Source organism: Saccharothrix coeruleofusca (assembly GCF_017876325.1).
In the GTDB taxonomy this organism is placed as follows: domain Bacteria; phylum Actinomycetota; class Actinomycetes; order Mycobacteriales; family Pseudonocardiaceae; genus Actinosynnema; species Actinosynnema coeruleofuscum.
In genome coordinates this window covers 4,563,285-4,582,374 of record NZ_JAGINV010000001.1, presented here as the reverse complement: position 1 = coordinate 4,582,374, position 19,090 = coordinate 4,563,285, and the positions used below count along the sequence as shown (strand labels likewise).

Below are 19,090 nucleotides of genomic sequence, written 5' to 3'. Positions count from 1 at the left end.
GTCGGTTGCCTGAAGGCCGGAACACCGGGGCGGGACCGTCCGTTCTGCCGGACGTGTCGACTGCCGAACTCGCCCCGCCCCGCTCCCCGGCCCGCTTCGTCGCGCTGGGCGGCGCCGCCGCCGTGGTGCTGACCGTGCTCATGGTCGGCTCGCTCGACCTGCGCCGCGCCAGCACCTCGGTGACCCTGCTGCGCCGCACCATCAGCGAGTACGCGCTGGGACCGCACCGGTGGGTGTTCGACACCGCGGTGATCCTGCTGGCGGTCGGGTCGCTGGCGATCGTGGGCGTGCTGGTCAGCCGCGGGCTGGCGCGCTGGACCTCGGCGGGCGCGCTGGCGTTCGTGGCCTGGTCGACCGGGCTGACCCTGGTGGTGCTGTTCCCCAAGCACAACTGGGCGGTGGGGCCGAGCGTCAGCGGTGACATCCACCGGGTGGCCAGCCTGGTCGCGTTCCTGAGCCTGCCGCTGGCCGCGACCCTGCTGGCCCGGCCGTGGCTGCGGCACGAGGTGTGGGGCGGCCACGCGCGCCGGGTGTTCCGGCTCGGCCTGCTCTCGGCGTTGAGCTTCGCGCCGATCCTGTACGCGGTCCTGGTCAACGCGGTGGTGGGCACGCCGTGGTGGCGGGTGGTGCCGCTGGGCTACGTGGAGCGGCTGCTGGTGCTGGTGGAGGTGGTCGCCGTCCTCGTGGCGGGGTTGTGGGCCATCGCCGCGGCGCACCGCCCTAAGGTGAGCCAATGGTGACTTGGGGTGACCTCGCCGCGTACATCCGCGACCAGTACGACGTGATCTCCGAGCAGGACGGGGAGATCCGCATCCTGTTCGACTTCCAGCACCTCAACGAGGAGGACGAGCGCACGCAGGTGATCATCGTGGCGCGCGAGGTGCTGGACAGGAAGCACGAGTGGGTGCAGATCGCCACGCCGATGGGCCTGGCGGAGAAGGTCGACCTGCGCGAGCTGCTGGCGGAGATCGGCCGCTCCTCGATCGCCTGCGGTGCGGCGATCATGGGCGAGCACGTGGTGCTGCGGCACTCGCTGCCGCTGCAGGACCTGGACATCCACGAGTTCACCGAGCCGCTGGCGCTGCTCGCGGGCACCGCGGACACGCTGGAGGAGCAGTTCTTCGGCGGGGACGACTACTGACCTCGCCGCGGGGTACCTCCCTCCGGTGAGTTAGGGTGACCTTACTTCCTGGAGGGTGGTCCGCTGTGCCCACGAGTTCCCGGCTGGCCGAACCAGTCCCGTACGAGTCGATGACCGTGCAGGTCAGAGCCGGTTTGGGGGAGCGACGCCTGGTCGCGGCCGCCGACGCCCTGCGGCACCGGCACGAGGAGTTGCGCCGGGGCGGGGTGAGCGCGCACCGGGTGGTGGCCGAGGACGACCTGGAGCGCCAAGCCGGGGCCGTCGCGGTGGGCGGAACCGGGGCGCTGGAGCTGATCTGGCTGGACGCGGGCGAGGAGTCGGGCCGCCTGGTGCTGGTGGCCCGGCGCGACGTGCTGGCCGAGCTGCCCTGGCACGTGCTGCTGCCCGAGCTGGTCTCGGAGTGGAAGACCCACTGACCCGCGGCTCGCCCGCGCTGCCGTTGACAGCCGGGATCGGGTGGTGTCTGATCCTCTAACGGATAGGGAACTTTCCTAACCATATCGCCGCCGTGAACCCTCATCCCGACGACGTGTGGGAGGCAATCCCGTGGCTATCCGTTCCCGATGGCTCGGCCTGCTGGCCGCCGCGAGCCTGCTGCTCGCACCCGCCACCGGCTGGGCCCAGAGCACGACCGACCAAGACCGGGACGGGGTGAACGCCGCCGTGGCGCGGCCCGCCGAGGTCAACGGCCAGTTGCGGGTCTGCGGCGTCAAGCTGTGCAACAAGCACGGCAAGCCGGTCCAGCTGCGCGGCATGAGCACCCACGGCATCCAGTGGTACGCGCACTGCGTCAAGCCCGCCTCGCTGGACGCCCTGGCCGACGACTGGGGCGCGGACATCCTGCGCATCTCGATGTACGTCCAGGAGGACGGCTACGAGACCGACCCCCGCAAGTTCACCGACATGGTGCACAACTACATCGAGGAAGCCACCAAGCGCGGCATGTACGCGCTGGTCGACTGGCACCAGCTCGACCCCGGCGACCCGAACTACAACCTGGCCCGCGCCAAGACCTTCTTCACCGAGGTCGCGCGGCGGCACAAGGACAAGACCAACGTCATCTACGACATCGCCAACGAGCCCAACAACGTCTCGTGGGCGGGCATCAAGTCCTACGCCGAGCAGATGATCCCCGTCATCCGGGCGCAGGACCCCGAGGCCGTGGTGTTCGTGGGCACGCACGGCTGGGCGTCGCTGGGCGTCTCCGACGGCCGCAGCGAGGCCGACATCGTCAACAACCCCATCAACGCCACGAACTTCATGTACACGTTCCACTTCTACGCCGCGTCGCACCAGGACGAGTACTTCGAGGCCCTCAAGCGCGCGGCGGCCCGCCTGCCGATCTTCGTGACCGAGTTCGGCACCCAGACCTACACCGGCGACGGGGCCAACGACTTCGCCTACGCGGCGAAGTACCTGGACTTCCTGGCGGCCAACCGGATCGGCTGGACCAACTGGAACTTCTCCGACGACTTCCGGTCGGGCGCGGTGTTCAAGGAGGGCACCTGCGAGGGTGACAGCTTCGCGGGCACCGGCGTGCTCAAGCCCGCAGGCGTGTGGATCCGTGACCGCATCCGCAGCGCGGACGACTTCCCCACCGCCTGACCTCCAGCGCCCGCAAGTACCACCCGACCCCTCGGAAAGGGCCGTCGACCACTACCCGTCCCACAGCTCCGTCGGCACGGGTAGTGGTCGCGCGCTCCGCGAGGGCACGCGGGTGGTACTTGCGGGCGCGGGGTCGGTCGGACCGCTGGGCTCAGCTCGTGGGCCAGGTGTGCACGGGTTCGTTGCTGTGCATCAGGTCCCGGTAGGAGCGCAGCATCCGGCGCAGCGCCTCGGGCCGATCCAGCGAGGTGTGGTCGTAGTGCCGGTGGAACGCGCGCGCCTGCCAGGTCGCGCCGTTGAGCCCGGTCAGGCAGCGCTGCTCGATCACGCCCAGCAGCCGGTCCCGCTCCTTCTCGTCCACCCGCAGCTTCACCAAGCCCTCGTGGGCCAGCGGCAGCAGCCGCCGCAGCACCAGCTCGGCCACCGGGACGGTGCCCAGCCCCGGCCAGTAGACCTGCGCGTCGATGCCGTTGCGGGCGCCCGAGACGAAGTTCTCCTCCGCCGCGCTGAAGGACATCTGCGTCCACAGTGGACGCTCCTCCTCGGCCAGCATCTTCACCAGCCCGTAGTAGAACGCGCCGTTGGCCAGCGTGTCGATCACGGTCGGCCCGGCGGGCAGGGTGCGGTTCTCCACGCGCAGGTGCGGCTGGTCGCGCACCACGTCGTAGACCGGCCGGTTCCACCGGTAGATCGTGCCGTTGTGCAGCCGCAGCTCGGCCAGCGACGGGGTGTCGCCGCGCTCCAGCACCTGCAGCGGGTCCTCCTCGTCGCAGATGGGCAGCAGCGCGGGGAAGTAGCGCACGTTCTCCTCGAACAGGTCGAAGATCGAGGTGATCCAGCGCTCCCCGAACCACACGCGGGGCCGCACGCCCTGCTCCTTGAGCTCGTCGCTGCGGGTGTCGGTGGCCTGCTGGAACAGCGCGATGCGGGTCTCCCGCCACAGCTCCTTGCCCAGCAGGAACGGCGAGTTCGCGCCCACCGCCACCTGCACGCCCGCGATGGCCTGCGCGGCGTTCCAGTAGGCCGCGAACTGGTCGGGGCTGACCTGGAGGTGGAACTGCGTGCTGGTGCAGGCCGCTTCGGGAACGATCGAGTCCGCGGTCATCTGCAACCGCTCCACGCCCTCGATGCCGATGTGCAGGTCCTCCCCGCGCGCGGCCAGCACCTGCTCGTTGAGCAGCGCGTAGCGCGGGTTGCCCGACAGCGCGTCCACGGCCATGTGCTTGGCCTGCAGCGTCGGCAGGATGCCGATCATCACCATGTGCGCGTCGATCCCGCGCGCCTTGTGCTCGGCCTCGTTGAGGCTGTCCCGCACGGTCTCCTCGAACTCGGTGATGCCGCCCTCGTTGAGCTGGCGCGGCGCCACGTTGATCTCCAGGTTCCACTGGCCCAGCTCGGTGACGAAGTCCCCGTCGGCGATGACCTCCAGCGCCTGGGAGTTCTTCATCGCCGGGTCGCCCGCGTCGTCGACCAGGTTCAGCTCGATCTCCAGCCCGGTCATCGGCCGGTCGAACTCGAACCGGGACTCGCGCAGCATCCGGGCGAACACGTCGAGGCAGCGCCGCACCTTCGTGCGGTACCGCGTGCGGTCGTCGCGGGTGAACTCGTGCCGTGCGACGTCGTCGCCCAATGCCGCCTCCTCGCCTGGATCAGCGAGCGGGTACCGCGATCGCGGTGACCACAAACCCGTCCCGCGCCAGCCAGCGGCCGGTGAACCCGGTCAGTGGGATGCCGTCCACCACCGGGACTTCGACCAGGATGCGCGCGCTGAAGGTGCCCCCGTCGGGGTCGATGGTCACCTCGGCGTCCTCGAAGCCCAGCCAGCTGCGGGTCAGCGGGAACCACGCCTTGTAGACCGTCTCCTTGGCGCTGAACAGCAACCGGTCCCAGCTGGTCTTCCCGTCCGCCGCGCGCAGCTCGGCGGTCCTGGCCAGCTCGCCGGGCAGCGCGATGGCCTCCAGCACCCCGTCCGGGGTGGGCTCGTCGGGTTCGGCGTCGATGCCGACCGTCCACACCTCGGAGGCGCGGGCCACGGCCGCGGCGCGGTAGCCCGCGCAGTGGGTGATGCTGCCGACCACGCCCGCGGGCCAGAGCGGCTCCCGCTTGGGACCGGGCAGCAGCGGCACGGGCGGCAGGCCCAGCCTGCCCAGCGCCACCCTGGCGCAGTGCCTGCCGGTGGTGAACTCCCGGCGGCGCTTGTCCACCGATCTGGCGATGTGCTCCTCCTCCTCGGGGAACAGCACCGCCTCCGCCGGGTCGCCGAACGACTCGACCGCGGCCACCGGTTCCGGCAGCAGGTCCTCGATCACCGCTGATCCCCCTCGCGCAGCACGTCCAGCAGCGGTGCGCCGGTCCAGCCCCGTGGCTGCCACTCCCTGGGGTAGCCCAGCGACACCTCGTCGAAGCGCACGCCGTCCACCCGGATGGTGCGCGGGATGTGCAGGTGGCCGTACACCGCCGCGGCGGCCCGGAACCGCAGGTGCCAGTCCGCGGTGCGCTCGGTGCCGCACCACAGGGCGAACTCCGGGTAGCGCAGCACGCGCGTGGGCTCGCGCACCAGCGGCCAGTGGTTGATCAGCACCGTGCGCAGCGACGGGTCGACCGCGGCCAGCCGCCGCTCGGACTCCGCCACCCGCGCCAGGCACCACGCCTCGCGGCTGGGGTGGGGGTCAGGGTGCAGGAAGTACTCGTCGGTGCAGATCACGCCCGCCCGCTCCGCGGCGGCCAGCGCGGACCGCTTGTCCGAGGTGCCCGCCGGGCGGAACGTGTAGTCGTACAGGGTGAACAGCGGTGCCACCGCGACCGGCCCGCCCGCGCCCTCGAAGACCGGGAACTCGTCCTCGGGCGTGCGCACGCCGATGCTCCGGCACAGCTCCACGAGCTGCTTGTACCGCACCTCGCCGCGCGCCTGCACCGCGTCGTCCTTCGTGGTCCACAACTCGTGGTTGCCAGGAGACCACACGACCGTGTGAAAACGCTTGCTCAGCAGGGTCAACGCCCACTCGATGTCGGCGAACTTCTCCGCCACATCCCCCGCCACGATCAACCAGTCATCCGCCGAATGCGGCCGGATGGCTTCTGTGAAATCACGGTTCTGCTGGTAGGTGACGTGCAGGTCGCTGGTGGCGAGCAGGCGCGGTGGACTGGTCACGTTCCCGAGCGTAGCCGTCACCTCAAGGAGTGAGGGGCGACCGTTCGCCCGTTCATCGCGCGAAGCCGGCCGCTCGGCGTGGTACGACTGGCCGCGTGACGATGGAGCCGTCCGTTCGTCGCGCTCCCGGTTATGGCCGGGCACCGGGGTTCCTAGCGTGATGGGTATCACGACTGTCCTGGCGGAGGACCCGATGACCAACCACACCCCACCCCCCCGACCCGCACCGCAGCCGTTCGGGCGAACGGTCGGCGCCGAGATCGCCCGCCAGGCCAGGCAGCACGTCCACCCGGCCGTCGCGCCCCGGCGCTCGGCCGAGGACGTCGCGCTGGCCACCCTGCTGCGCGCCCGCCAGCGCGGGGACGAGCAGCGCCAGGAGCCGTGGGTGCGCCGCGCCCCGGAGAGCCCGGCCAGGCCGCCGCACGCGGACGTGATCGAGCAGCTGTCCGCGCGCCTGGTGCCGCCCGCGCTGTGGGCCGCGGTGGAGCCGGTGATCCCGCCCGCCAAGGTGCGCCGCCAGGGCGGCGGGCGCGGGCGGGTGTCGGACCGGGCGGTGTTCACCGCGATCGTCTTCGTGCTCACCAGCGGCTGCGCGTGGCGGCACCTGCCGCCGACGTTCGGGGTGACCGTGCCGACCGTGCACCGGCGGTTCCAGGAGTGGACCGACGCGGGCCTGTGGACGCGGCTGCGCCGGGTGGCCGCGGAGGGGCGCGGCGAGGACGCGGAGTGGCTGCGGCTGGTGCTGGAAGCCGCCGAGCGCCGGGGCACCAGGGCGGTGGGCTGACCCCATCCGCGAGTCGCGCGCCACGAACGGGGGGCGGGTAGTGGTCAACGGCCCGCGCGGGCACGTCGGGTAGTACTTGCACGCGCTTTGGGGTCAGGAGGCGTGGATGCCGGGCTGGTACTTGGGCACCCGGACGCTGATCTTGGTCCCCAGCCCCTGCGCGGTCTCCACCACCAGCCCGTAGTCGTCCCCGTAGCACCGCCGCAGCCGCTCGTCGATGTTGCCCAGGCCGATCCCGGCGGTCTCGCCCACCTGCCCGGCCAGCGTGCGGCGCAGCGCCTCCGGGTCCATGCCGATCCCGTCGTCCTCGATGGTGATGTGCGCCTCGTCGCCCGCGTCGGCCGCGTGGATGGCGATGTGCCCCGGCCCGACCTTGCCCTCCATCCCGTGCCGCACCGCGTTCTCCACCAGCGGCTGCAGGCACAGGAACGGCACCGTCACCGGCAGCACCTCGGGCGCGATCTGCAGCGTCACCTGCAACCGCTCGCCGAACCGGGCCCGCTCCAGCGCCAGGTACTGGTCGATGGACCTCAGCTCCTCCGACAGCGTGGTGAAGTCGCCCGCGCGCCGGAACGAGTACCGGGTGAAGTCGGCGAAGTCCAGCAGCAGGGTCCGCGCCCGCTCCGGGTTGGTGCGCACGTAGGAGGCGATCGCCGACAGCGAGTTGTAGATGAAGTGCGGCGAGATCTGCGCCCGCAGCGCCCGCACCTCGGCCTCCACCAGCCGGGTCCGCGAGCGGTCCAGCTCCGCCAGCTCCAACTGCCCCGACGCCCACCTGGCCACCTCGTTGGTGGCCCGCACCAGCCCCGCCGACGGCTCGCGGCTGTAGGCGGCCAGCACGCCCACCACGCGGCCCTCGACGGTCAGCGGCGCCAGCACCGCGGTGTGCACCGGGCAGTCCGGCTCGGCGCACGAGATGTCGAACGCCCGCGTGCGGCCGGTGGCGAAGACCTCGCCCGCCAGCTCCACCGCCTGCGCCGCGTGGTGCTCGCCGCCGCCCTCCCAGGCCACCACCTCGGTCTCGTCGATCAGCGCCAGCGCGGGCGTGCCCAGCAGGGTGCGCAGGTGCCGGGCGGACTTCTTGGCCGCCTCGGGCACCAGCCCGGCGCGCAGCGGGGGAGCGGCCGACCACGCGGTGTGCAGGGTCTCGAAGGTGATCCGCTGCGCCTCGGTCAGGAAGTCGTTGCGCGTGCGGGAGGTCCGCCACAGCACCGCCACCACGGCCGCGCCCACCAGCAGGGCCGCGCCCACCGCCCACAGCGCCGTCACAGCCGGTCCTGACTGCGCAGACCCAGGTTCTCCGGCGCGTGCAAGCGCACCATCACGTGGTTCACCCCCGGCGGCACCCGGCGCGGCGTCAGCAGCGACACCGCGTACATCACGACGAAGCCCAGCGGCGCGGTCCACGCCGCGGGCCGGGCCAGGAAGGCGTGGTACCAGGCGTCCCCGGAACCCGAGCTGATGGTCACCATGCCCGCCGCCAGCGCGGGCACCCCGCCCGCCAGCATCCCGGCGACCGCGCCGATCGTGGTGATCCGGGTGCTCCAGATCCCCAGCACCAGCAGCGGGCACAGCGACGACGCCGCCACGGCGAACGCCAGGCCCACCATGTCCGCCACCGGCACCCTGCCCACCAGCGACGACATGGCCAGCGGCACCAGCACGGCGATCACGGTGGACACCCGGAACCCGCGCACGCCGCGCAGCCGCAGCACGTCCCGGCTGAGCACCCCGGCCAGCGACACCATCAGCCCCGAGGAGGTGGACAGGAACGCGGCGAACGCGCCCCCGGCCACCAGCGCCCCCAGCAGCTGCCCGCCCACCCCGCCGACCACCCGGCTGGGCAGCACCAGCACCACCGCGTCGGTGTCGCCGGTCATCAGCAGCTCGGGCGCGTAGAGCCTGCCCAGCGCCCCGTACAGCGGCGGCATCAGGTAGAAGAAGCCCAGCAGCCCCAGCACGATCAACGTCGTCCGGCGGGCCGCGCGACCGTTGGGGTTGGTGTAGAAGCGCACGATCACGTGCGGCAGCCCCATGGTGCCCAGGAACGTCGCGATGATCAGCGAGTACACGCCGTAGAGCGGGAATTGCTCGCCGCTGCGCATGGGCAGCGCCCACTGCTCGTTGGTGGTCCGCTCGATCGTGCTCACGTGCGGCACCGGGGCGCCTGCGGGGAAGGTCAGCCGCGAGCCCGCGGCCACGGTGTGCTCGCCCACCGCCATCGACGCCGGGCCGTCCACCCGCGCACCGTCGACCACCCCGGTGCCGGTGAAGGCGACCGGCTGCTCCGCGTGCACGGTGGTGCTGGTGTCGAACGACACCGAGGTCTCGCGGGAGAACTGCGGGGACGACGGCGCGGCCAGGTCGCGCGCGCCCTGCGCGTGCCAGGCCAGCACCACGAACACCAGCGGCACGGTGATCGCGGTCAGCTTGAGCCAGTACTGGAACGCCTGCACGAAGGTGACGCTGCGCATCCCACCGGAGATCACGTTCCCGGTCACCACGACCGCCACCACCAGCGCGCCCACCCAGTCCGGCGCCCCGGTCACCGTGTGCAGGGTCAGGCCCGCGCCCTGCAGCTGCGGCAGCAGGTACAGCCACCCGATGCCCAGCGCCAGCACGCTGGCCACCGCGCGCACCACCGGCGAGCCGAACCGCGCCTCGGCGAAGTCCGGCAGCGTGTAGGCGCCGCTGCGCCGCAGGGGCGCGGCCACCAGCGCCAGCAGCACCAGGTACCCGGCGGTGTAGCCGACCGGGAACCACAGCATGTCCGGGCCGTAGGCGAAGATCAGCCCGGCGACGCCCACGAACGAGGCGGCCGACAGGTACTCGCCGCCGATGGCCGAGGCGTTCCACCACGGCGACACCGTGCGCGAGGCCACGAAGAAGTCCGAGGTGGTGCGGGACACGCGCAGCCCGTAGGCACCGATCAGCGCCGTGCCCAGCGCCACCACCAGCACCGCGACGATGCCGTAGGTGCTGTTCACGAGCGCTCCACCAGCTCGGCGAACTCGCGCTCGTTGCGCTCGGCCTGCCGGACGTAGAACCAGCCGGCCAGCACCAGCACCGGGAACACCACCACCCCCAGCAGCAGCCAGGGCAGCTGCAGGCCCAGCAGCCGCTGCTCGCTCAGCCTCGGGACCAGCGCGAACACCACCGGCAACGCCGCCAGCGCGCCGCACACCACCGCGCACAGCAGCAGCCCCAGCCTGCGCTGGGTGCGGATCAGCGACCGCATGTAGACCGCGCCCAGTTCGCTCTGCTCGTCGATCTCGCGGGAGGCCGGGTAGGGCCGGGGGGCGCGCGGGGCGCGGGTGCGCGGACTGGTGACCACCACCCGCTGCGCCGGGGGCTGGTGGGGGCCGGTCATGTCGGTTGCCGGTTGCGCCGCACCAGCAGCTGCCGCAGGTGGCGGGCGTGCCTGCGGCTGACCGGCAGCACCGCGCCGCCGATGTTCACGCTCAGGTGGCCGTCCTCCAGGCGCAGCTCGTCGATGTGGCTCAGCGAGACCAGGTGGCTGCGGTGGATGCGCACGAACCCGGCCGAGCGCCAGCGCTCCTCCAGGCCGTTGAGCGCGGCCCGGACCAGCCCGCTGCCGGTGGCGGTGTGCAACCGCGCGTAGTCGCCGTGCGCCTCGACGTAGCGAATGTCAGCCAGCCGGATGAACCGGGTGATGCCGCCCAGCTCGACCGGGATGACCTCGTCGCCCACGTCCGGAGCCTTCTCCGCCGGGGCACCGCCGGAGGGCTCGGCGGTCTTGGAGTCCAGCACCTCGTGCACGATCCGGTGCACCGACTCGGCCAGCCGCTCCGGGCGCACCGGTTTGAGCAGGTAGTCCAGCGCCTTGAGCTCGAACGCCTCCACGGCGGGCTCCTGGTGCGCGGTGACGAACACGATCGGCGGCGGCTGGGCGAACCGGGACAGCACCCGCGCCAGGTCCAGCCCGTCCAGGCCGGGCATCCGGATGTCCAGGAACACGGCGTCCACGGGCTGGCCCGCGTCCATCGCCCGGTGCAGCGTGCGCAGCGCCTTGGTCGCGTCGGTGACCGCCTCCACGTGCGCCACCCTCGGGTCCGACCGCAGCAGGTAGACCAGGTCCTCCAGGGCGGGGGCCTCGTCGTCCACGGCCAGCACCCGCAGCGTCCGCTCCAGCGCTCCTCGGCGCTCCGGCCCCTCGCACAGGGGACAGGGAAGGGTCGACGTCATGGGCGTCCAATGCGGTGTCTCGGCGTCGTCGGCGATTAGACCATTGGAGGGTCATCCTCGCCCCTGGGGGTGGTCAGAGGCAATGGCCGTCGCGCGGCTCGCGCGTCACCGAGGCTGACCTCCAGCTCCAGGAACGCCTCCTCGGCACGCCTGGCGGCCAGCACCACCGAGGCCGCGGCGGCCGAGCCGATCAGCCTGCGGGTGGGGTCGCGCAGCTCGCGGACCGACTCCGACCAGTGGCTGGCCTGCCTCGCCAGTTCGGTCAGCGCGCGGACCAGCTCCTCGACGGTCAGCGGAGCGCCGCCGTGCGGGCGTGCCAGGTCGGCGAGCGGGTCCGGAGCCATCGGCGTCCCCCGAGTCGGTGCGGTATCGAAATCGATCGTCCCGCCGGGGTGACAACGTGGTCAACGGTTGGTGGCAGTGGTCTCAATTGGCTCAAACCGACCGGCGTCGATCAACACCCGAACCGATGGGTTTGCTCACCGCTTCGTGTGGCTCGCCGCGCGCCGCGACGCGGCGTGTTCTTACGGTCCTGCCGGCGTCCGGGCCTCGGCCGGGACGCCGATCCGGGAGGGTGGGCACCGCGACGCCCCGTCCACCGCCCTCCCGGCCGATGACCCGAGCGAGAGGGTACGGCTGTCGGACGGGGTGGGACTGGTTACCGGCGGTGCGGCGGTCGGCGGTAGGTCATGGACAGTATCCGGGACGAGCGGCGCGCCTGGCGGCCCGCCCGCATCCTCGGCCTCCTGGTCGCGGGTGCGCTCTCCCTCGGTCTGGCCTTCGGGCTGGCGCCCGCGGTCTCGGCCGCCCCAGGGGTGAACTGGGACGCCGTGGCCCGCTGCGAGAGCGGGGGCAACTGGTCGATCAACACCGGCAACGGCTACTACGGCGGCCTGCAGTTCAACCCGAACACCTGGCGGGCCAACGGCGGCACCGGCATGCCGCACCAGGCCTCCCGCGAGGAGCAGATCCGGGTGGCCGAGAACGTGCTGCGCACGCAGGGCATCGGCGCTTGGCCGGTGTGCGGCAAGCAGGCGGGTGCCGCCGCGGCGCCGGTCCGCGCCCAGGCGAGCCCGCAGGTCAAGGCGCCGGTCAAGGCCAGCGCGCCGGTCAAGGCCAGCGCGCCGGTCAAGGCCAGCGCGCCGGTCAAGGCGAGCACGCCGGTGAAGCAGGCGCCGGTGACCGGGTCGATCGACAACCCCGCGGGCGACTACACCATCCAGCCCGGTGACACCCTCACCGCGATCGCCGAGAAGCACGGCATCGACGGCGGCTGGCAGACCCTGGTGCAGCGCAACACCCGGTTCTTGACCAACCCGGACCTGATCTACCCCGGCCACCGGATCGCCCTTCGGTAGGCCGACCCCGCGCCAGGCGCGGCGGCCAGGCCCGGCCCCCGCGCGCACGGCGACCCCCAGGGCGGGACCGGACGGGGCGGACTTCGCCATCCGACCCCGGTGCGGCCCCTGATGACGGAACGCGCTGGTTCGGCCAGTGGCCCGGTGGTGGTCGCGGTCAAGGCGAAGGCCGCGACCGCCACCGCGCAAAAACCCCGACAACTCCACAGCGACACGCGACCGGGGCGGTCAGCCGCCCAGCGCGCCCACCTCGGTGATCCGCACGGCCGCCGTGCCGATCTCGTCGGACTCGGCCAGGTCGACCTCCGCGGAGAAGCCCCAGTCGTGGTCCCCGGCCGGGTCGTCGAAGATCTGCCGCACCAGCCAGCGACCCGGCTCCTCGGTGATCACCAGCATCGCCGGTCCGCGCGCGTTCGGGCCGGTGCCGATGTCCTCGTGCTGCTCGAAGTAGGGCTCCAGCGCGTCCTGCCACTCCTCGGCGGTCCAGCCCGAGTCGCCGTCGAGCTGCCCCAGCTCGTAGTAGTCGCGGCGGGCGGCCAGCTCCACGCGGCGGAACAGCGCGTTGCGCACCAGCACCCGGAACGCGCGCACGTTGCGGGTGACCGCGGGCGGGCGCTCGTCCAGCTGCGCCGCGGCGGTCTCCCCGGCGGCCTCGGCGGTGGGGTTGCGCAGCTTCTCCCACTCGTCGAGCAGGCTGGAGTCGACCTGGCGGACCAGCTCGCCCAGCCACTCCACCAGGTCGTTGAGCTCCTCGGTCTTGGCGTCCTCGGGCACGGTCTGCCGCAGCGCCTTGTAGGCGTCGGCCAGGTACCGCAGGACCAGGCCCTCCGAGCGCGCCAGCGCGTAGAACGACACGTACTCGCTGAAGGTCATGGCGCGCTCGAACATGTCGCGCACCACCGACTTGGGCGACAGGTGGTGGTCGGCGACCCACGGGTGCCCGCGCCGGTAGGTGGTGAACGCCGCCTCCAGCAGCTCCGCGAGCGGCTTGGGGTAGGTCACCTCCTCCAGCAGCTCCATGCGCTGGTCGTACTCGATGCCCTCGGACTTCATCGCGGCCACCGCCTCGCCGCGCGCCTTGTGCTCCTGCGCGGACAGGATCTGCCTCGGGTCGTCCAGCGTGGACTCCACCACCGACAGCACGTCCAGCGGGTAGCCGGGCGAGTCCCGGTCCAGCAGCTCGATGGCGGCCAGCGCGAAGGGCGACAGCGGTTGGTTGAGCGCGAAGTTGACCTGCAGGTCCACGGTCAGCCGGATGTCGTCGCCGTCGCGCTGCACCACGCCCGCGGCCAGCAGCCCCCGGTACATCGAGATGGCGCGCAGGATGTGCTTGCGCTGCGCGGGCCGGGGCTCGTGGTTGTCCTCCAGCAGGTGCCGCATCGCCGCGAAGGCGTTGCCCGGCCTGCCGATGACGTTGAGCAGCATGGCGTGGCTGACCTGGAAGCTGGAGGTCAGCGGCTCCGGCTCGGCGGCCACCAGGCGCTGGAAGGTCTGCTCGCTCCAGGACACGAAGCCCTCGGGCGCCTTCTTGCGCACCACCTTGCGCCGCTTCTTCGGGTCGTCGCCCGCCTTGGCCAGCGCCTTCTCGTTCTCCACCACGTGGTCGGGCGCCTGCACCACGACCGTGCCGACGGTGTCGTAGCCCGCGCGCCCCGCCCGACCCGCGATCTGGTGGAACTCGCGCGCCTTGAGGTGGCGGGTGCGCTGGCCGTCGTACTTGGACAGCGCGGTGAACACCACCGTGCGGATCGGCACGTTGATGCCGACGCCGAGGGTGTCGGTGCCGCAGATGACCTTGAGCAGCCCGGCCTGCGCCAGCTGCTCCACCAGCCGCCGGTACTTGGGCAGCATCCCCGCGTGGTGCACGCCGATGCCGTGCCGCACCAGCCGCGACAGCGTCTTGCCGAAGCCGGAGGTGAACCGGAAGCGGCCGATCATCGCGGCGATGTCGTCCTTCTCCGCGCGGGTGGCCACGTTGACGCTCATCAGCGACTGGGCCCGCTCCAGCGCCGAGACCTGGGTGAAGTGCACGACGTAGATCGGCGCTTCCCGGCCGTGCAGCAGCTCCTCGATGGTCTCGTGCAGCGGCGTGGTGACGTACTGGAAGTTCAGCGGCACCGGCCGCTCGGCCGAGCGCACCACGGCCGTGCCGCGCCCGGTGCGCCGGGTGAGGTCCTTCTCGAAGAAGGAGACGTCGCCCAGGGTCGCCGACATCAGCAGGAACTGCGCCTGTGGCAGCTCGATCAGCGGCACCTGCCAGGCCCAGCCGCGATCGGGCTCGGAGTAGAAGTGGAACTCGTCCATCACGACCTGGCCGACGTCGGCGTCCGCGCCGTCGCGCAGCGCGATGTTGGCCAGGATCTCGGCGGTGCAGCAGATGATCGGCGCGGTCTCGTTGACGCTGGCGTCGCCGGTCATCATGCCGACGTTCTCCGCGCCGAAGGTGTCGATCAGGGCGAAGAACTTCTCCGACACCAGCGCCTTGATCGGCGCGGTGTAGAAGGTGCGCTGCCCCTGCGCCAGCGCGGCGAAGTGCGCGCCGGTGGCGACCAGGCTCTTGCCCGAGCCGGTGGGGGTGCTCAGGATGACGTTCGAGCCGGAGACGATCTCGATCAGCGCTTCCTGCTGGGCCGGGTACAGCTGCAGCCCCTGCTCCCACGCCCAGTCGGCGAAGGTGTCGTAGAGGGTGTCGGGGTCTGGGGTGGCCGGGAGCCGATCGGTGAGAGTCATCGCAGGCAGATCATAGGCGCACCGCCCCGCCCACCGGCTGCCGCGCGCCAGGTGTGACGATTAGCTGTTGCAGTGCTCTGGCCACAACGCGGCGCTGGCAACTAGCGTGGGTCGGGTGTCCGACTCGGTAGCGATGCACATGAGCGACGGGCTGCTCGACGCGCCAACCTCGCTGGCCTTCCTGGCCGTCGCGGTGCTGGGCGTGGGGGTGGCGCTGGCCAGGGCGCGCGGCGACCTCGACGACCGGACCGCGCCGATGGCCGGGCTGGTGGCCGCGTTCGTCTTCGCCACCCAGATGCTCAACTTCCCGGTACTGCCGGGGGTCAGCGGCCACCTGCTGGGCGGCGCGCTGGCCGCGATCCTGGTCGGCCCGTGGGTCGGCGCGCTGTGCGTGACCATCGTGCTGGTGCTGCAGTCGCTGCTGTTCGCCGACGGCGGGGTCACCGCGCTGGGCGCGAACATCACCAACATGGCGCTGATCGGCACCGCCGCCGGCTACCTGGTGGCGCTGGCGCTGCGCGGCCTGGCCCGCCGGGGCAAGGGCGGGCTGGCCGCGGTGGCGTTCGTCTCCGCGCTGGTCAACACGGTGCTGGCATCGGCGGGCTTCGTCGTGGAGTACGGCGTCGGCGGCCAGGGCGGCGTCGGGTTCGGCACGGTCGCGGCGGCCGTGCTGGGCGTGCACGTGCTCATCGGTGTCGGCGAGGGCCTGATCACCGCCGCCACGGTCACCGCGGTCGCCGCGGCCCGGCCCGACCTGGTGCACCTGCTGCGCGGCGCGCCGCGGAAACTGGAGCTGCGGTCGTGAAGCGCTTCTTCCTGGGATTCGCCCTGGTCAGCCTGCTGTTCGCGGGTGTGCTGTCCTACTTCGCCAGCTCCGACCCCGACGGCCTGGACCACGTGACCGAGCAGCAGGGCATCGCCGAGCACGCGCGGGAGCACCCGCTGGCCGACGGCGTGCTCGCCGACTACGCGGTGGGCGGCGACGACCGGTTCACCGGGATCGCGGGCGTCATCGGCGTGCTGGTCACGCTGCTGCTGGCGGGTGGGCTGTTCTGGCTGCTGCGCAAGCGCTCCGGCGCACGCGGGTGAGCGCGGAGGTGAGCGCGGGATGAGCGCCGTCACCGCGCTGCACCTGCCCGGCGACTCCCCGGTGCACCGGCTGGCGCCGCACGTGAAGGTGGTCGTGGCGTTCGCCTCGGTGCTGTGCGTGGTGGCCACCCCGCGCGAGGCGTTCTGGGCGTTCGGGCTGTACCTGCTGGTGCTGGTCGCGGTGTGGGTGGTGGCGCGCGTCCCGGTCGGCTGGATCGCCGCGCGGTCGCTGATCGAGCTGCCGTTCGTGGTGCTGGCGCTGGCGCTGCCGTTCACCGGCGGCGGCGAGCGGGTGCGGGTGCTGGGCGTCGCGATCTCCGCCGAGGGCGCGCTGGCCGGGTGGGGCATCCTGGCCAAGGGCACGCTGGGCGTGCTGGTCTCGCTGACCCTGGCCGCCACCACCGCGCCGCACGAGCTGCTGCTGGGCCTGCGGCGGCTGAAGGTGCCGCCGGTGCTGGTCACCATCGCCACGCTGATGCTGCGCTACGCCGAGGTCGTGGTCGCCGAGGCGCGGCGGATGCGGATCGCCCGGATCTCCAGGGGCGACGACCCGAGGTTCCTGTGGCAGCTCGGCGCGACCGCGCGCGGCGTGGGCAGCCTGTTCATCCGCTCCTACGAACGCGGCGAGAGGGTGCACCTGGCGATGGTGTCGCGCGGCTGGACCGGTGGGGTGCCCGAGGCGAGCGCGACCGGGGTGCGGCCGGTGCGCGCCGCGCCCGCGCTGCTGGTCGAGCGGCTGGCCTACGCCTACCCCGACGGCCACCAGGCCCTGTACGGCGTCGACCTGCGCGTGGAGCGGGGCGAGCGGGTCGCCGTGCTGGGCCCCAACGGCGCGGGCAAGACCACGCTGGCGCTGCACCTCAACGGCGTGCTCAGCGGCGGTTCCGGGCGCGTGGAGGTGGCCGGGCTGCCGGTGGAGAAGGCGAACCTGCGGGAGATCCGGCGCCGCGTCGGCGTGGTCTTCCAGGACCCCGACGACCAGCTGTTCCTGCCCACCGCGGCGCAGGACGTGGCGTTCGGGCCCGCCAACTTCGGGCTGCGCGGTCGGGAGCTGGAGCAGCGGGTGCGCGCCGCGCTGGCGGCGGTGGGCATGGCCGAGCACGCCGACCGCTCGCCGCTGCACCTGTCCGGTGGCCAGCGCCGCCGGGTGGCGCTGGCCACCGTGCTGGCGTGCGATCCGGAGCTGCTGGTGCTCGACGAGCCGTCGGCGAACCTGGAGCCGGTGGCCCGCCGGGAGCTGGCCGAGGTGCTGCTGGGCCTGGACCGCACCATGCTGATGGTCACCCACGACCTGCCCTACGCGCTGCAGCTGTGCCCGCGCAGCGTGCTGATCGACGGGGGCGTGGTGGTGGCCGACGGGCCGACGCGGGAGATCCTGGCCGACGCCGAGCTGCTGGCCAGGCACCGGCTGGAGCTGCCGTTCGGGTTCCGCCTCGACTGATCGCGCCCCAACCGATCGCCTCTGGCCGCCCCTCGCGCGTCGGCGGGGTCAGAGCAGCCCTGCCTCGTGCAGCCGCACCGCGGCGGTGGCCAGCCCACCGGTGCCGGTGGCTCCGGCCCAGATCAGCCTGAGCACCCGGTAGGCGTCGGCCCGCCGCCCAGGGCTGGAGCCGGAGAGGGCGACGTGCGCGGCGTAGCTGACCAGGAGCGCCACGAAGACGGCGTAGCCGCAGAAGAACCAACCCCACATGCTTCCCCTCCGAGGTGGTGGAGGGGGGCGGGACAGGACTGTCCCCGCCTCAATCGTCCCGCGCCCGTCAAACGGACCGGCACGGGCGGGCGCGGGCTGCCCCCGCCGTCGGGGCAGCCCACGCCCACCCCGTCATCACGGGCTGCTGCAAGTCACCGTGGGCAGGGAGTTGCTGCCGGAGTAGCTGGCGGTGAAGCCGAAGGTGGTCGACTGCTCCACCCCGATGCTCCGGTTCCACTCCACGTTCTTGACGACCACCTGCGACCCGGACGTCGTGAGCACGCCGTTCCAGAGGCTGTTGACGGTCTGCCCGCTGGCGAAGTTCCACGTGGCGGACCAGCCGTCGTACGGGCTGGTGCTGTGGTTCATGATCTCCACCTCGCCCTGGAAGCCGCCGTCCCACGCGCTGGTGATCTTGTAGATCGCCATGCACTTGGCGTCGTGGCCGCTGTCGGGCACGGTCGTGGTGGGACCGTCGCCGGTGCCCGTCTGGCCGATGCCGGTCACCTCGCCGTTGCCGCCGTCGAAGACCACGTCGGAGCAGTTGTAGAAGGTCTCCTGGCTGTCCGAGCGCGTCCAGACCGAGTAGATGATGTGCCTGCCGGACTTGCCCGAGGGCAGGTTGCCGTTCCAGTAGTACTGCCCGTCCACCGAGCCCACCGCGCCCCTGCTCGGCGGGTTGGTGACGCTGAGGAACGGGGTGTCCTCCAGGTCGTTCCAGCTCAGCGCCCTGTTCGGGTCGTAGCTGCTCTTGGTGACGTACATGTGGAACGTGCCGGGGTGGGCCGCCCACATGTTGTACGACCAGCTGAAGTTGGCTCCCGCGGTCAGGTGGGTCACCGGGTAGTCGGCGCGGGCGATGTCGAAGCCCGAGTAGGTGGAGTTGCCGCCGCTGCACAGCTTGCCGTCGGGGATGAACCCGCGGGTGCGGCCCGCCCCGTCGGAGCGCAGGACGCCGAACCAGTTGTAGAGCGCGTTGGCGCCACCCGCGTTCACCGCCGCGGCGCAACCGGGGTTCTTCGGCACGATGTTGCCCTGCGGGGACAGGCCGTCCCGCCAGCACAGGAAGGTCCGGCTGCCCGGCTTCATCATGGCGCCGTGGGCGGACGCCGGGTCGGGAGCCGCCACGTTCGCCACCACCGCGATCGCGATGCCTGCCACTGCGGCCGTCGCCAGCGCGATCCATCGTCGGACCGTCACGTCGTTCACCTCCGCGTTGAGGTCTGGGAACGCTCCCAGGGGCGTCTCCGACTGTAACGGCAGCAGGTGCTCTCTGTGAATGGGTGATCACCGGGTGCGTCCGGGCGCTCCAGCGCGGACCGCCGGAAGGTCGCGT

General features: G+C 72.3%; 19 protein-coding genes and 2 pseudogenes. 10 read left to right on the top strand and 11 right to left on the bottom strand.

Annotated elements, in window-relative coordinates; translation table 11 throughout:
* Window positions 1–53 precede the first annotated feature (53 nt).
* The 4 genes from JOF41_RS20245 (at window position 54) to JOF41_RS20230 (ending at window position 2,746) form a co-directional block, all read left to right on the top strand.
* Window positions 54–740: a DUF998 domain-containing protein gene (locus JOF41_RS20245; protein ID WP_189224736.1), complete on the top strand. Its 687-nt coding sequence runs from the start codon at window positions 54–56 to the stop codon at window positions 738–740.
* The gene (locus tag JOF41_RS20240) at window positions 734–1,141 is read left to right on the top strand and encodes a type III secretion system chaperone family protein (protein WP_209621154.1); all 408 of its coding nucleotides are present in this window, start codon (window positions 734–736) and stop codon (window positions 1,139–1,141) included. The genes JOF41_RS20245 and JOF41_RS20240 overlap by 7 nt, the downstream gene beginning before the upstream one ends.
* 65 nt (window positions 1,142–1,206) lie before the next feature.
* Window positions 1,207–1,557, top strand: coding sequence for a hypothetical protein (locus JOF41_RS20235; protein ID WP_189224734.1), 351 nt, complete (start codon window positions 1,207–1,209; stop codon window positions 1,555–1,557).
* A gap of 130 nt (window positions 1,558–1,687) precedes the next feature.
* The gene (locus JOF41_RS20230; protein ID WP_209621151.1) at window positions 1,688–2,746 is read left to right on the top strand and encodes a glycoside hydrolase family 5 protein; all 1,059 of its coding nucleotides are present in this window, start codon (window positions 1,688–1,690) and stop codon (window positions 2,744–2,746) included.
* A 151-nt stretch (window positions 2,747–2,897) separates the two neighbouring features.
* Here the strand turns inward: JOF41_RS20230 and JOF41_RS20225 are convergent, their stop codons facing one another.
* Genes JOF41_RS20225 through JOF41_RS20215 form a run of 3 tightly spaced genes read right to left on the bottom strand, consistent with a single transcriptional unit; the run spans window position 2,898 to window position 5,897 of the window.
* Window positions 2,898–4,376 carry a glutamate-cysteine ligase family protein gene (locus JOF41_RS20225; RefSeq protein ID WP_209621146.1) on the bottom strand — a complete coding sequence of 493 codons (1,479 nt, stop codon included), beginning with the start codon at window positions 4,374–4,376 and terminating at the stop codon, window positions 2,898–2,900.
* 19 nt (window positions 4,377–4,395) lie between these two features.
* Window positions 4,396–5,055, bottom strand: a complete 660-nt coding sequence (locus tag JOF41_RS20220) for a 4'-phosphopantetheinyl transferase family protein (protein WP_209621143.1) — start codon at window positions 5,053–5,055, stop codon at window positions 4,396–4,398.
* Window positions 5,052–5,897, bottom strand: a complete 846-nt coding sequence (locus JOF41_RS20215; protein ID WP_189224731.1) for a metallophosphoesterase family protein — start codon at window positions 5,895–5,897, stop codon at window positions 5,052–5,054. The genes JOF41_RS20220 and JOF41_RS20215 overlap by 4 nt, the downstream gene beginning before the upstream one ends.
* A 430-nt stretch (window positions 5,898–6,327) precedes the next feature.
* Between JOF41_RS20215 and JOF41_RS20210 the strand changes: the two are divergent.
* Window positions 6,328–6,669 (top strand): annotated as a pseudogene (locus JOF41_RS20210) (transposase); the annotation flags it as partial.
* A 105-nt stretch (window positions 6,670–6,774) separates the two neighbouring features.
* Here the strand turns inward: JOF41_RS20210 and JOF41_RS20205 are convergent.
* Genes JOF41_RS20205 through JOF41_RS20185 form a run of 5 tightly spaced genes read right to left on the bottom strand, consistent with a single transcriptional unit; the run spans window position 6,775 to window position 11,231 of the window.
* On the bottom strand, window positions 6,775–7,950 hold the full coding sequence (locus tag JOF41_RS20205) for a histidine kinase (RefSeq protein WP_209621140.1): 1,176 nt from the start codon (window positions 7,948–7,950) through the stop codon (window positions 6,775–6,777).
* A complete protein-coding gene (locus JOF41_RS20200; RefSeq protein ID WP_189224729.1) occupies window positions 7,947–9,668 on the bottom strand; it encodes a sodium/solute symporter in 1,722 nt (573 codons plus the stop codon). The genes JOF41_RS20205 and JOF41_RS20200 overlap by 4 nt, the downstream gene beginning before the upstream one ends.
* Window positions 9,665–10,051, bottom strand: coding sequence for a DUF485 domain-containing protein (locus JOF41_RS20195; protein ID WP_189224728.1), 387 nt, complete (start codon window positions 10,049–10,051; stop codon window positions 9,665–9,667). Before JOF41_RS20195 ends, JOF41_RS20200 begins: the two co-directional genes overlap by 4 nt.
* Window positions 10,048–10,887, bottom strand: coding sequence for a LytR/AlgR family response regulator transcription factor (locus tag JOF41_RS20190; protein WP_189224727.1), 840 nt, complete (start codon window positions 10,885–10,887; stop codon window positions 10,048–10,050). The genes JOF41_RS20195 and JOF41_RS20190 overlap by 4 nt, the downstream gene beginning before the upstream one ends.
* A 35-nt stretch (window positions 10,888–10,922) precedes the next feature.
* Complete coding sequence (locus tag JOF41_RS20185) at window positions 10,923–11,231, bottom strand: hypothetical protein (protein WP_189224726.1); 309 nt, start codon at window positions 11,229–11,231, stop codon at window positions 10,923–10,925.
* Window positions 11,232–11,576: 345 nt separating this feature from the next.
* Between JOF41_RS20185 and JOF41_RS37890 the strand changes: the two genes are divergently transcribed.
* Complete coding sequence (locus JOF41_RS37890; RefSeq protein WP_209621136.1) at window positions 11,577–12,245, top strand: transglycosylase family protein; 669 nt, start codon at window positions 11,577–11,579, stop codon at window positions 12,243–12,245.
* 228 nt (window positions 12,246–12,473) lie between these two features.
* Here the strand turns inward: JOF41_RS37890 and JOF41_RS20175 are convergent, their stop codons facing one another.
* A complete protein-coding gene (locus tag JOF41_RS20175; protein ID WP_209621134.1) occupies window positions 12,474–14,975 on the bottom strand; it encodes a DEAD/DEAH box helicase in 2,502 nt (833 codons plus the stop codon).
* A 115-nt stretch (window positions 14,976–15,090) separates the two neighbouring features.
* On the opposite strand from JOF41_RS20175, the gene JOF41_RS20170 reads away from it, so the two are divergent.
* From JOF41_RS20170 to JOF41_RS37230, 4 genes and pseudogenes are all read left to right on the top strand, one after another.
* Window positions 15,091–15,780, top strand: coding sequence for an energy-coupling factor ABC transporter permease (locus JOF41_RS20170; protein ID WP_209621133.1), 690 nt, complete (start codon window positions 15,091–15,093; stop codon window positions 15,778–15,780).
* Window positions 15,777–16,064, top strand: a complete 288-nt coding sequence (locus JOF41_RS20165) for a PDGLE domain-containing protein (protein ID WP_209621131.1) — start codon at window positions 15,777–15,779, stop codon at window positions 16,062–16,064. Before JOF41_RS20170 ends, JOF41_RS20165 begins: the two co-directional genes overlap by 4 nt.
* Before the next feature lie 19 nt (window positions 16,065–16,083).
* Window positions 16,084–16,719, top strand: a pseudogene (gene cbiQ / locus JOF41_RS37235) (cobalt ECF transporter T component CbiQ); the annotation flags it as partial.
* A 48-nt stretch (window positions 16,720–16,767) separates the two neighbouring features.
* Window positions 16,768–17,505 (top strand): energy-coupling factor ABC transporter ATP-binding protein, encoded by a 738-nt coding sequence (locus JOF41_RS37230; protein ID WP_229795934.1) that lies wholly within the window; start codon window positions 16,768–16,770, stop codon window positions 17,503–17,505.
* A gap of 48 nt (window positions 17,506–17,553) precedes the next feature.
* Here JOF41_RS37230 and JOF41_RS20155 read toward each other — a convergent pair whose 3' ends face one another.
* Both JOF41_RS20155 and JOF41_RS20150 read right to left on the bottom strand, forming a co-directional pair.
* Entirely contained in the window at window positions 17,554–17,754 is a 201-nt protein-coding gene (locus JOF41_RS20155) for a hypothetical protein (RefSeq protein ID WP_189224722.1), read from the bottom strand.
* Between the two features lie 135 nt (window positions 17,755–17,889).
* On the bottom strand, window positions 17,890–18,954 hold the full coding sequence (locus JOF41_RS20150; RefSeq protein WP_229795898.1) for a lytic polysaccharide monooxygenase auxiliary activity family 9 protein: 1,065 nt from the start codon (window positions 18,952–18,954) through the stop codon (window positions 17,890–17,892).
* Window positions 18,955–19,090 lie beyond the last annotated feature (136 nt).

What these genes read in the sequence shown, in the direction of transcription:
- JOF41_RS20195 (WP_189224728.1), bottom strand. Translation starts at nt 10,051, where the DNA reads ATGACCGGCCCCCACCAGCCCCCGGCGCAGCGGGTGGTGGTCACCAGT.
- JOF41_RS37890 (WP_209621136.1), top strand. Translation starts at nt 11,577, where the DNA reads ATGGACAGTATCCGGGACGAGCGGCGCGCCTGGCGGCCCGCCCGCATC.
- JOF41_RS20185 (WP_189224726.1), bottom strand. Translation starts at nt 11,231, where the DNA reads ATGGCTCCGGACCCGCTCGCCGACCTGGCACGCCCGCACGGCGGCGCT.
- JOF41_RS20240 (WP_209621154.1), top strand. Translation starts at nt 734, where the DNA reads ATGGTGACTTGGGGTGACCTCGCCGCGTACATCCGCGACCAGTACGAC.
- JOF41_RS20190 (WP_189224727.1), bottom strand. Translation starts at nt 10,887, where the DNA reads ATGACGTCGACCCTTCCCTGTCCCCTGTGCGAGGGGCCGGAGCGCCGA.
- JOF41_RS20175 (WP_209621134.1), bottom strand. Translation starts at nt 14,975, where the DNA reads ATGACTCTCACCGATCGGCTCCCGGCCACCCCAGACCCCGACACCCTC.
- JOF41_RS20155 (WP_189224722.1), bottom strand. Translation starts at nt 17,754, where the DNA reads ATGTGGGGTTGGTTCTTCTGCGGCTACGCCGTCTTCGTGGCGCTCCTG.